The 11,519-nt window shown below is 67.6% G+C and carries 12 protein-coding genes and 1 tRNA gene; 7 read left to right on the forward strand and 6 right to left on the reverse strand.

Going from position 1 to position 11,519, the window contains the following annotated elements; all coding sequences use genetic code 11:
- The first annotated feature begins 480 nt into the window (after nucleotides 1-480).
- From SJY20_RS04615 to SJY20_RS04625, 3 genes are read left to right on the forward strand one after another with little or no spacing between them, the layout of a single operon-like run.
- Entirely contained in the window at nucleotides 481-1,395 is a 915-nt protein-coding gene (locus tag SJY20_RS04615) for a helix-turn-helix transcriptional regulator (RefSeq protein WP_380785425.1), read from the forward strand.
- 22 nt (nucleotides 1,396-1,417) lie between these two features.
- The gene (locus SJY20_RS04620) at nucleotides 1,418-1,876 is read left to right on the forward strand and encodes a hypothetical protein (RefSeq protein ID WP_380785426.1); all 459 of its coding nucleotides are present in this window, start codon (nucleotides 1,418-1,420) and stop codon (nucleotides 1,874-1,876) included.
- Nucleotides 1,877-1,897: 21 nt separating this feature from the next.
- Nucleotides 1,898-2,296 (forward strand): transcriptional regulator, encoded by a 399-nt coding sequence (locus tag SJY20_RS04625; protein ID WP_380785427.1) that lies wholly within the window; start codon nucleotides 1,898-1,900, stop codon nucleotides 2,294-2,296.
- 31 nt (nucleotides 2,297-2,327) lie between these two features.
- On the opposite strand, the gene SJY20_RS04630 is transcribed toward SJY20_RS04625, so the two are convergent.
- A tRNA-Gly gene (locus SJY20_RS04630) sits at nucleotides 2,328-2,401 on the reverse strand.
- A gap of 115 nt (nucleotides 2,402-2,516) precedes the next feature.
- On the opposite strand from SJY20_RS04630, the gene SJY20_RS04635 reads away from it, so the two are divergent.
- Nucleotides 2,517-3,794, forward strand: a complete 1,278-nt coding sequence (locus SJY20_RS04635; protein ID WP_380785428.1) for a methyltransferase family protein — start codon at nucleotides 2,517-2,519, stop codon at nucleotides 3,792-3,794.
- 135 nt (nucleotides 3,795-3,929) lie between these two features.
- Here SJY20_RS04635 and SJY20_RS04640 read toward each other — a convergent pair whose 3' ends face one another.
- The 3 genes from SJY20_RS04640 to SJY20_RS04650 form a co-directional block, all read right to left on the reverse strand.
- A complete protein-coding gene (locus SJY20_RS04640) occupies nucleotides 3,930-5,297 on the reverse strand; it encodes a glutamate--cysteine ligase (protein ID WP_380785429.1) in 1,368 nt (455 codons plus the stop codon).
- A 76-nt stretch (nucleotides 5,298-5,373) separates the two neighbouring features.
- Nucleotides 5,374-6,120, reverse strand: a complete 747-nt coding sequence (locus SJY20_RS04645; protein ID WP_380785430.1) for a 16S rRNA (uracil(1498)-N(3))-methyltransferase — start codon at nucleotides 6,118-6,120, stop codon at nucleotides 5,374-5,376.
- A 166-nt stretch (nucleotides 6,121-6,286) separates the two neighbouring features.
- The gene (locus tag SJY20_RS04650) at nucleotides 6,287-6,445 is read right to left on the reverse strand and encodes a hypothetical protein (protein ID WP_380785431.1); all 159 of its coding nucleotides are present in this window, start codon (nucleotides 6,443-6,445) and stop codon (nucleotides 6,287-6,289) included.
- Nucleotides 6,446-6,529: 84 nt separating this feature from the next.
- Between SJY20_RS04650 and ubiA the strand changes: the two genes are divergently transcribed.
- Genes ubiA through SJY20_RS04665 form a run of 3 tightly spaced genes read left to right on the forward strand, consistent with a single transcriptional unit; the run spans nucleotide 6,530 to nucleotide 9,584 of the window.
- Nucleotides 6,530-7,438, forward strand: a complete 909-nt coding sequence (gene ubiA, locus SJY20_RS04655) for a 4-hydroxybenzoate octaprenyltransferase (RefSeq protein WP_380785432.1) — start codon at nucleotides 6,530-6,532, stop codon at nucleotides 7,436-7,438.
- Nucleotides 7,439-7,453: 15 nt separating this feature from the next.
- On the forward strand, nucleotides 7,454-8,800 hold the full coding sequence (locus SJY20_RS04660) for a TldD/PmbA family protein (RefSeq protein WP_380785433.1): 1,347 nt from the start codon (nucleotides 7,454-7,456) through the stop codon (nucleotides 8,798-8,800).
- Nucleotides 8,793-9,584 (forward strand): 3'(2'),5'-bisphosphate nucleotidase CysQ, encoded by a 792-nt coding sequence (locus SJY20_RS04665; RefSeq protein WP_380785434.1) that lies wholly within the window; start codon nucleotides 8,793-8,795, stop codon nucleotides 9,582-9,584. The genes SJY20_RS04660 and SJY20_RS04665 overlap by 8 nt, the downstream gene beginning before the upstream one ends.
- A 10-nt stretch (nucleotides 9,585-9,594) precedes the next feature.
- Here the strand turns inward: SJY20_RS04665 and SJY20_RS04670 are convergent, their stop codons facing one another.
- Both SJY20_RS04670 and SJY20_RS04675 read right to left on the reverse strand, forming a co-directional pair.
- The gene (locus SJY20_RS04670) at nucleotides 9,595-10,305 is read right to left on the reverse strand and encodes a hypothetical protein (protein WP_380785435.1); all 711 of its coding nucleotides are present in this window, start codon (nucleotides 10,303-10,305) and stop codon (nucleotides 9,595-9,597) included.
- A gap of 4 nt (nucleotides 10,306-10,309) precedes the next feature.
- Nucleotides 10,310-11,518, reverse strand: a complete 1,209-nt coding sequence (locus SJY20_RS04675; RefSeq protein ID WP_380788560.1) for a toxic anion resistance protein — start codon at nucleotides 11,516-11,518, stop codon at nucleotides 10,310-10,312.
- Nucleotide 11,519: the final 1 nt, after the last annotated feature.

Raw genomic sequence — 11,519 nt, forward strand, 5'->3', positions numbered from 1 at the left:
TCTTGGGGGGGCGGCGACGCAAGATAGGTCGAAGGTAGGGCGAACGACGCCCGTATTTCCGCCCATCCTTACTGCCGCTTGGTCAGCAGAAAGGCAACGCCAGCGACGCGAGGGCAGACCTGCCGCCGCGATAAAGCAACCGCCGGCGATCGGTGCCGAGAAACGGAGTCTTGATGCGCGGGCGTGCCGTGCATGGGGCGACGCCACTAGCCGCCGGCGGTGCCGCACAGCAGCGCGCCGGGCCGCAAGCTGTTTACTGTTCGAGCGATTGGGTGGTCGCGAGAAATGCAGGTAAGTTGCCGATAGACGAGCAATCTGCCGGACTTCCCATTTATGTTCGAACCCTGGCTTGTCTACCACCGCCTCCGCGGATAACGGCGCGCGGTGGTCCCGCGCGAGAGCCACACGCCGCTGCGATGCGGGCAATCGTAACACCATAGAAATGATGTAACCCGATCGATTAACGCGTATTGCGGTCGCGTGACCGGGGGACGCATCGATCAGCTCACCGAAGCCCAGCGCGCCTGTTTGCGCCTCGTCCTCGCGCATCACAATTCCAAGGAGATCGCAGCGATCGTCGGGGTGTCGCCGTCGGCGATCGACAAGCGCATCGAGCGGGCGATCCAGATCCTCGGCGTCGGCTCGCGGTTCGAGGCGGCGCGGCGGCTGCAGGTCCACGAAGGCGGCTCTCCGGTCTTTGCGAGCGACGCTCCGGCATACGAACGGCTACCATCCGAACCAATCGACGTTCCCAACCCCCCAATCCCCAGCGCAGACGATGGGCCGACCGAGCCATGGGGGCTTGTTCGCCGCTTCATCGGAACTGCTCCGACGGACGGCTTCGAAGGAGCAGCGCGCAACCGGCTTTCGAAGGGGACCCGGCTCGTCAGACTGATCGGCCTCACGGTCATGATCGCCATCGCATCGATGTCGATCGTGAACCTGGCCATGACGCTGACCAGCCTGCTTCGATCCACCCGGGCCGCCGCCGCTCCGACAGGCAGCGCCGCATTTGTGGCGCCAATGGGTGGGAGACATACGATGCTCAAGGAACGACGCCATGCAACGGACATGGTCACCGCGGATTTCCTGAAGGCCGAAGCTGCGGTCGACCAGGCCGCACAGCTTGCCGCGACCTGCGTCTCGACGCTGCTCCAGCAGCGCGTTGCAGCGAACCTGCCGGTCGGGACCGGCAGCGCCGCGCTGCAGATGGTGGCCGAAGCCTCGATGGACATCATCAAGGCCCGCCAGCGCTTCGTCGATGCGCACCGCGCGCTGATCGAGGTGCGCCGCGACATCGGCCTGGGTCAGTTCTACGGCTTCGGCGACGTCTCCGAATGCCCGCCCAACGAAGGTGTCGTGCGAGAGGCGCCGCGGTTGTCCGCGGTCGCCTGAACCAGCGGGGCAGGGCGGCAGGGTGGATCGCATCTGGATATTCTATGCGGTCCTGCTTGCCGCATCCGCGTTCGCATTATGGCGCGGTGGCGCACCGGAACGGCTGGTCGGGCTCGCCCTGCTGCTCGCGGCGGTGTCGACCCAGGTGTTGCAGGACGACATGCCGATCCGGTTCGCCGGGGTCGAGCTGAAGGTCCTGCTGGTCGACGTGGCGTTGTTGGGGGTGATGCTCGCCATCACCCTCAACGCCGACCGCTTCTGGCCCGCCTGGGCCACCGCGCTCCACATCCTCGGCATCGGTGCTCATCTTGCCCGCGCCATCAGTCCCGACGTCATCCGCCTTACGTACGCGGTGCTGGCGGCGGCATGGAGCTACCCCATCATCGTGCTGCTCGTGATCGGTACGATCAGGCATGCCTCGCGAATCCGGTCGAAGGGCTGGGATCTCGATTGGAGCAGGCAGGATCCGACCGTCCGATAGCCTCGCCGAATCGGAACTGTCATGCATCAAGCGCTTATCGATACCTCGGTCTTTGGCCGAGGATCCGTCTCCACGGTCAAGCCGGGCTCGACGCTGGTCGAGGTCGCGCGGCGGCTCTACCGCTTGCGCAAGCGGCGCGATGCCGAACTCGGCAATTCGCTGTTCTCGGAACCCGCCTGGGACATCCTGCTCGACCTGTTCATCTCGGATTACGACGACCGCCAGCTGAGTGTCTCCGCGGTCTGCATCGGCGCCCGCGCGCCGTCCGCGACCGCTTTGCGCTATCTGTCGCTGCTCCAGGACGCCGGGCTGGTCGAGCGGATCCGCGACGCCACCGACGGACGCCGCTCGCATGTCACGCTGACGATGACCGGGCGGCGGCGGATGACCAATCTGCTCGCGATGCTCGCACTGCCTTGAGCGCCCTGTCTTGAACGCGGCGTGGAGAGCGTGGAGCGGGTAACGGGAATCGAACCCGTGTATTCAGCTTGGAAGGCTGCTGTACTACCATTGTACTATACCCGCCCATGGGCTCCCGCGCGCTACGGCGTCGGTGCGTCGGGTTAGCGTCGCGTCGTCGCGCGCGCAAGCCGGCGAATGCTTCACGGCTTGCTTACCAATATCGGCTAGGGCTCGCGGCATGTACCAAGACGCCGTGCTCAAGGCCCCCGCAAAGGCCAAACCCCGCCCGAAATCCGCGGTCAGCCACGGCGCCGGCCTGGCCGGGCTGTTCGGCGTGCTGACCTGGGTGGGGTTGGCGCGCCGGTACGGGATGGACGGGCCCTATGCGGCGCTGGTCAACCTTGCCGCCTGCGGGCTGCCGATGGTGCTGTGGTCAGTGTTCGTCGACAAGGTCCACCGCAATCCCAGCACCGGGATCGACTGGTCGGCGCGACGTCCGTGGCGCGATACGGTCGAGACCAGCCTGACCAAGCTTGCCGCGTTCTGGATCACCTGGCTCGGCATCGCGACGATCTATTTCATGGGGCGGTTCTACTGGACCGGGAATTTCGCGTTCGCGATGTGGTGCTTCACCAACGCCGCGCCGATCCTGTTCGTCGCCTCGATACCCTATGTGCTGTGGCTCGACCGCTACCTCGTCGAACCGCGCGACGGCGCCTGGCATCTCGGCGCCTGGCTGACCGGGCAGGGCGGCGTCGACCCCGACGCGATCTACGGCCATTTGCGCGCCTGGGGCGTGAAGACCTTCTTCCTCGCCTTCATGCTGGCGATCGTCCCGCCGGGCTTCGGCGACTTCATCCGCGGCGATACCGCCGAGATCCTGCACGATCCGGCGGCGCTGGCGAACTGGCTGATCACCTTCATGTTCACGATCGACGTCGCGTTCGCGACGGTCGGCTACCTGCTGACCTTCCGCCCGCTCGATTCGCACATCCGCAGCGCCAACCCGTTCGCGGTGGCGTGGCTGGCAGCGTTGATGTGCTACCCGCCGTTCATCCTGATGAGCACCGGTGGCCCGCTCGATTACCACGAAGGCACGCGCTACTGGGATTTCTGGTTCCAGTATCACCCGGTGGTGCTGGCGTTGCTGGGGTCGGTGCTGGTCGCGCTGACCGCGACCTATGCCTGGGCGACGATGGCGTTCGGGATGCGCTTCTCGAACCTGACGCATCGCGGCATCCTGACGCACGGTCCCTACGCGTTCTCGCGGCACCCGGCCTATCTGTCGAAGAACCTGTTCTGGTGGTTGTCGACGATTCCCGTGCTGACGATGGGTACGGCGACCGACGCGGTCCGCGCGACGCTGTTGATGATGGCGGTCAGCGGGGTCTATTACTGGCGCGCGAAGACCGAGGAGCGCCATCTGGGACTCGACCCGGCATATCGCGAATATAGCGCCTGGATGGCACGCCACGGACTGGTGCCGCGGCTGTTCGCACGGCTCCGGAAGCGATAACCCGAGCCCGTCACCTTACCCTTGGCCGTCATCCTGACGAAAGTCAGGACCCAGGGACACAGGTGGCGTGCGTAACTCTGGGTCCCGGGTCGAGCCCGGGATGACGACGTCGTTTCAGGCCGTGTACGGGATACGTCAGAAGCTCGCTTCGTCGTAGACCTTCGACACGTCGCCGCCCCAGATCCCGTGATAGCGATCGAGCAGCACCTGCGCCGGCACCTTGCCGCTGCGGACGATCTCGCGCAGCGGATCCAGGAAGCCGGTTTCGTTGTCGCCCGCCCGGTTGAGGCGCGCGCGCGCCGACAGGCCCGCGCTGGCGATGTCGAGTGCGGGCCCGGCGATGTCGCGCAGGATGCGGCCACCGGCGACCGGCGCATCCAGGCCCAGCTTCGGCACCGCGTCGCGCAGCGCCTGGCGCTCGTCGATCGTCCAGTCCTTGACCAGGTCCCACGCCGCATCCAGCGCCCCCTGGTCGTACAGCAACCCGACCCACAAGGCTGGCAGCGCGCAGATCCGGTTCCACGGTCCGCCATCGGCGCCGCGCATCTCCAGGAACGTCTTCAGCCGCACTTCGGGGAAAGCGGTCGAAAGATGGTCGGTCCAGTCGTCGAGCGTCGGCTTTTCGCCCGGCAGGATCGACAGCTCGCCCTTGAGGAAATCGCGGAACGACAGCCCGGCGGCATCGAGATACTTCCCGTCGCGGTAGACGAAGTACATCGGCACATCGAGCGCGTATTCGGCGTAGCGTTCGTAGCCGAAGCCGTCCTCGAACACGAACGGCAGCATGCCGGTGCGGTGCGGGTCGGTGTCGGACCAGATATGGCTGCGATACGACAGCATGCCGTTGGGCTTGCCTTCGGTGAACGGCGAGTTCGCGAACAGCGCGGTCGCAAGCGGCTGCAGCGCCAGGCCGACCCGGAACTTCTTGGCCATGTCGGCCTCGGACTCATAATCCAGGTTCACCTGAATCGTGCAGGTCCGCAGCATCATGTCGAGACCCATGCTGCCGACGCGCGGCATGTGCCGCAGCATGATCGCATAGCGCCCCTTGGGCATCGTCGGCAGTTCGGCGCGGGTCTTGTCCGGCCACATGCCGAGGCCGAGGAAGCCGATCCCGAGCTTCTCGCCCGCGGCCTTGACCTGGTCGAGATGCCGGCCGGTCTCGGCGCAGGTCTCGTGCAAATTCTCCAGCGGCGCACCCGACAGTTCGAACTGTCCCGCCGGCTCCAGGCTGATGCTGCCGTCGGCGCCCGTCATCGCGATCGGCTTGCCGTTCTCGAGCACCGGCTTCCAGCCATATTGCTCGAGCTCGCCGAGCAGCGCGCGAATTCCCGACGCCTCGTCATAGGACGGCGCGTGATGGTCGCCGTTCGCATAGACGAACTTCTCGTGCTCGGTGCCGATCCGCCACGCGTCCTTGGGCTTCTCGCCGCGCGCGAAACTCTGGATCAGCTGGTCGCGCGATTCGATGATCGGGCTGGTGGGCTTGGGATCGGTCGTCATGGCCGCGCCTTACGCGCCGATGAACAGGCCCGCTAGGGGGGATTCGTACCGGTCGGTAGCCCAGCGGGCGGTAACGTCACTGTCGCCAGTCGCCCGCCGCCGCCATCCACAGCGCGACCGCCGCCGCCGCCGCGGTTTCGGCGCGCAGGATCCGCGGGCCCAGCCCGATCCCGACGGCCTGTGCGCAGCCCCGGATCGCCTCGCGTTCGTCGGAGTCGAACCCGCCTTCGGGACCGATCAGCACCGCCGCCGGCCCGGCGCGCGCGCGCATCGCCTCCAGCGCGGGGACGCCGCCGGTCTCGTCGGCAAAGAACAGCGCGCGCTCCGCCGGCCAGTCGCGCAGCAGCGCGGTCAGCTTCACCGGCTCCGCGACCTCGGGGATCGCGGTGCGGCCGCATTGCTCCGCCGCCTCGATCATGTGCGTGCGCAGCCGGTCGGTGTTGGGCTTGTCGACCACCGTGCGCCGCGTCACCACGGGGATGAGTCGTGCGACCCCGAGTTCGCAGGCCTTCTCCGCCATCCAGTCGACGCGACCCTTCTTCAGCGGCGCCGCGCACAGCCACAGGTCCGGCACCGGCTCGCGCGGGCGCAGGCATTCGGTGACGTCGATCATCAGGTCGCGGCGTCCGACGCTGGTCGCGATCGCGAGCCATTCGCCGCTCACATCGTCGAACAGCTTGACCGGATCGCCGACCTTCATCCGCATCACCCCGGCAAGATAATGCGCGGCGGGCCCGTCGATGGCGCGGGCACCGAGAGCGAGGGGGGTATCGACGAACAGCCGCGGCGTGGATTGCGGCGGCCAGGCTGGGGTGGCGGGCATAAGGCGGTCCTAACCGATCCTCGGCCGGAGGGGGAGGGGAAGGTGTCCACATCCTCCGTCACCCTGAACTCGTTTCAGGGTCCATCGCGCCGCACGTGATAGCGCCCGTGGCGCCGTGGATGCTGAAACGAGTTCAACATGACGAAAGGATACGAGCGCTCCGCCTCTATCGCCGCCGCTTCCAGACTTTTCGCGCCACCACGAACATCACCACCAGCACCACTGCCGCGCACAGCATTACCCCTGCCACCGCCCCGGCAACGCGGAAAATGCCCCAGAACAGCGCCTCGACGAAGCGGCCGACCGCAACCGACAGGCCGATCATGACAAGGGTTCGGGACGCGACACTGGCGTCAGCCTAGCCGCTACGGGCTTGCGCGCCAAACCCGCTGTTCCTAACCCCGCGGCCATGCAGGCAGAGATCGTCCCCGACAGCGAACATAAGGGCCTGGTCGGTCGCCTGCCGCCGACGCTGCGGGGTCTCGCGCTGCTGGCGCGGTTCGACCGGCCGATCGGGTGGTGGCTGCTGTTCTGGCCAGGCGCGTGGGGGATCGCTCTTGCGGGCGGCGCGGTGGCACGGTGGGACCTGATCCTGTGGTTCCTGCTAGGCAGCATCGCGATGCGCGGGGCGGGCTGCGTGTTCAACGACATCGTCGATCGCGATCTCGATGCGCAGGTGGCGCGGACGCGGGCCCGGCCGATCCCTAGCGGGCTGGTCTCGATCAAGCTCGCCTGGATCTGGCTCGTCCTGCTGTGCCTGGTCGGGCTCGTCGTTCTCCTCCAGTTGACGCCGTTCGCCGCGGTGGTCGCGCTGGCCAGCCTCGCGCCGGTCGCGGCCTATCCGTTCATGAAGCGGATCACGTGGTGGCCACAGGCGTGGCTGGGGCTCGTCTTCTCCTGGGCGATGTTGGTCGGATGGGCCGACATCGCGGGCGCGCTCTCGCTGCCGATGTGGCTGCTCTATGCGGGATCGATCGCGTGGGTGATCGGGTACGATACGATCTATGCGCTGCAGGACCGCGAGGACGATGCGATGATCGGCGTCCGGTCGTCCGCGTTGCGGATGGGGCGGCATGTTCGGGGCGGGGTCGCGGCCTTTTACGTTGCCGCGCTGGCGCTCTGGGCGGGCGCGTTCTGGCAGATGCGGCCCGACCCGCTCGCGATCGCGACGCTGCTGCCGGTCGCGCTGCATCTCGGCTGGCAGGTCGCGACGCTCAGGCCCGATGACGGCACCGGCGCGCTCGCGCGGTTCCGCAGCAATCGGTTCGCTGGGTTCCTGATGTTCCTTGCCTGTGTGGTTGTCGGTACGACGCTGTGACCCTAGATCGGATCGATGCTCACCCCTGATCAAGCCCGCGACCGTGCCACCGATATCGTGGCGCGCGCCACCGTTGCGGGGGCCGATGCCGCCGACGCGGTGTTCGCCGCCGACGCCGCGCTCGATGTCTCGATCCGCCTCGGCAAGCTCGAGGATGTCGGGCGTTCCGAGAGCGAGGAACTCGGCCTCCGCGTGTTCGTCGGGCGCCGCTCGGCGAGCGTCTCGACCTCCGATCTCTCGGTTGCGGCGATGGACGCGCTAGTCGAACGCGCGGTGGCGATGGCACGCGAGGCGCCCGAGGACGCATGGGCCGGACTCGCGCCGCAGGACCGGCTGCTGCACGGCGCCCCGCCGCTGCTCGACCTCGACGATGGCGGCGACGTCAGCCCCCAGCAGTTGCGCGACGCCGCGCTCGCCGCCGAGGATGCCGCGCGCGCTGTGGCGGGCATCACCAACAGCGAAGGCGGCGGTGCCAGTGCGTCGCGCAGCGTCTGGGCGCTCGCGACCAGCCACGGCTTCGCGGGCGCCTATGCCGCAACCGGGCACGGCATCTCCGCCAGCGTGGTGGCCGGCGAGGGCGGCGGCATGCAGCGCGATTACGCGTACAGCAGCGCCCGCCGCCGCGCGCATCTCGAACCGCCAGAGGACATTGGTCGGCGTGCTGGCGAACAGGCGGTTGCGCGATTGAATCCGGGGCGGCTGGCGAGCGGGCCGATGACCGTGGTCTATGACCGCCGTGTCGGCGGATCGCTGATCGGCCATCTGATCGGCGCGATCTCTGGATCGTCGATCACCCGCAAGACCAGCTTCCTGCTCGAATCGCTCGGCACGCAGGTGTTCGCAACCGGCGTGACGATCCGCGACGATCCGCACCGCCCGCACGGGCTCCGCTCGCGACCGTTCGACGGCGAGGGCCTGCCGGTATCGCCGACCGCGATCATCGAAGGCGGCATGCTGGAAAGCTGGCTGCTCGACTCCGCCTCGGCGCGCCAACTGGGCCTGTCGCCGACCGGCCATGCCGCGCGCGGCGTCGGCGGCAATCCCGGCGTGTCGACCAGCAACGTCTTCATGGAGGCGGGGCACGTCCCGCCCGCGACGCTGGTCGAGGACATCGTCTCGGGCGTCTACGTCACCGAACTGATGGGCGGCGGCGCCAACGGCGTGACCGGCGATTACAGCCGCGGCGCGGCGGGCTTCCGGATCGAGAATGGCGTGATCACCGGCCCGGTCGCCGAATTCACCATCGCCGGCAACGTCAAGGACATGTTCTTGGCGCTGACTCCCGCCAACGACCTCGAGTTCCGCTACGGCGTGAATGTGCCGACGCTCCGGGTCGAGGGCATGACTGTGGCAAGTGGCTGATCCGGTGGTGGATCGGACGTTGCTGGATGCGGTCGCCGCGATCGCTGCCGAGGCGGGGCAGATGGCGTTCGCGCGCTTCGGCACCGATTTTCAACGCTGGGAAAAGACGCCCGGCAGCCCGGTCTGCGAAGTCGACCTCGATGTCGATGCGATGCTAAAGGCGCGGCTGTCGGCGTTGCTGCCCGACGCCGGCTGGCTGTCCGAGGAAACCGCCGACAATCCCGACCGACTGGCGCGCGACCGGGTGTGGGTGGTCGATCCGATCGATGGCACCCGCGATTACATCCGCGCACGGCCCGGCTGGTGCGTATCGGTGGCGTTGATCGAGCGCGGCGTCGTGACGATCGGCGTGCTCGACGCGCCGTCGCGCGGCGAACGCTGGGAGGCGGCGCTGGGGCAGGGCGCGACCCGCAACGGCGTCGTCCTTCGCGCGGGCGACCGAACACAGTTCGCCGGATCGCGCGTGCCCAGCGACGCGTTGCCCAAGGCGGACCGCGACCTGACTGCGATCCATAAGCCCAACTCGATCGCATTGCGCATCGCGATGGTCGCGGCCGACGAAGCGGACTTGGTGGCGACGCTGCGTTGGGGCAACGAGTGGGACATCGCTGCCGCGGTGCTGATCGCCAGCGAGGCCGGTGCCGCCGTGAGCGACGCGTTCGGCGGCACGCTCGCCTTCAACAAGCCGCGACCCCAGGCGTTCGGTGTCCTCGCCAGCACGCCCGGTATCCATGCAGCGGCGATCGAACGCCTGGCCGATCGCGCAAAGGCGGCGATGGCCTGACGCGCCTGTCTCAGCCGGCCGCGTCGTCCTTGTACTTGAGTTCCAGGAAGCGTCCGCGCGTCGACAGCGTGTCGAGATCGGCCTGCGCAAGGCGGGCGGTCATCTCGGCGATCTCCTGTTCGATCAGCGACAGCCCGGCGACCAGCTCGGCATCGGGCGAGCGCCCGTTGCGCGCCGTGGTGCGCAGCGAAGGCGGAACCCGTGCGTAATCCTTGACGAAGGCGGGCAGCTGCTCGCCGATCAGTTTCCGGACCTCCTGTGCGGCCTCGCCGTCGTTATCGACCGCGGCGAGCTGCGGCGACAACGTTTCGAGGCGCAGGCCGATGCGGTCGACCAAAGTCACCGCGGGCGCGGGGAGGGAAGGGCGCTGCGCGTCGAGCCAGCGTTCGGTCTGCGCGGGCAACGCCTTGATATCGACCGAAGCGAGGCGTTCGGGGGTCGGTGCCGCCTCGGTCGGCCAAATCGCGAACAGCAAGGTCGCCGCGATCAGCAGCGCCATCACCAGCAATGCGCCCATGATCCCCAGCGGCACGATCATCCCGATCACCACCGCGGCGATCAGGATCGTGGTGTCGGCGACCGCGATCCGTGTCAGCCGCTTGCCGATCGCCTGCGTGGTGCGACGACGTCCGCGTGTCTCCGCGCGCGGCGCCGTACGGTCCTCCGAAATTCGCGCCCAGGAACTACGTGCGCTGGCGATCGCGTCGTCGACTTCGCTCATGGGATCAGAGCGCCTCGAGCTTGAACTGCGGACCAGGGCCGTTCAGCGACCCCTGCGTCGCGCCCTCCGCCCGCGCGATATAGCCGCGCGACTTGTCGACCTCGTTCGACAGCGCGCCGACCGTGGTCTTCATGCTATCGAGCGCCTTCAGCTTGAACGTGTCGATCGCATCCATCGTATCGTAAATGTTCTGGAACGCGCGCTGCAGCGTCTCCAGCGGGATCGTCGACGCGGCGGCCTGTTCGTGGATCGTCGCGGTCTGGCTCTTCAGCAGCTTGCCGGTCGAATCGATGATGTTCGCGGTCGTGGTGTTGAGCGCGGTGATCTGTTCGAGCACGAGCCGCTGGTTGGTCAGCGCCTGCGCTACCGTCACTGCTGTCCGCAGCGCCGATACGGTGGTGGTCGACGCACGATCGACCCCCTTCACCAGCTCGACATTGTTCTTCTTCACCAGGTCGAGCGCGAGATAGCCCTGGACCGTGACCGCCATCTGCGTCAGCAGGTCCTGCGTGCGCTGGCGCGTATAGAACATCGCGGTCTCGCGGATCGCCTTGGCCTTGGCGGGATCGGTATGATCGAGGTCGTTGGCGACGTCCTCGAGCTTGGCGTCCATCGTCTGCGACAGATGGATCATCTGCTCCAGCCGGCTCATCGCCGCCCACAGATTGCTGCGCTCGGTATCGATCGCGGCATTGTCCATCAGCAGCTCGTCCTTGCCCGACGACAGGCTCTTCAGGATCTGCGCGATGTGCGTCTGCGACGATTTGTAGCCGTCGAAATAATTGCGCATCTTGCTACCGAACGGGATGATCCCGAACAGCTTCTGTGGCGCGGTAAGGTTGCCCTTCTTGCCGGGATCGAGATCCTCGACGACGCGGCGCAGCGCGGCCAGATCCTTGCCGACCCCGGTCTCCTGATCCATCGCCTTGACCGGGCGATCGAGGAAGCGGTTCGACTGCCCGGCGGCCTCGCGGATCTCCTTCGCACCCATCGCGGTGATTGCGTCGACGCGCTTGCCGAACTCCGGCGAGTTGACGTCCTGCGCGACGAGGTCGGTGACGAAGCCTGAGACGCGCTCCTCGAGCTGCGACTTCACGCCGGCATCGACGGGGACGAGGCCGGCGGCTTTCTCGGCCGTGACGGTCGGCACGGGATCGGGCGGCGTCAGCACCAGCTCTTTCTCGGCAGTCAGCGTATCGGGTGTCGTCGCCATG

The organism is Sphingomonas sp. R86521 (assembly GCF_042466235.1).
Taxonomy (GTDB): Bacteria; Pseudomonadota; Alphaproteobacteria; order Sphingomonadales; family Sphingomonadaceae; genus Sphingomonas.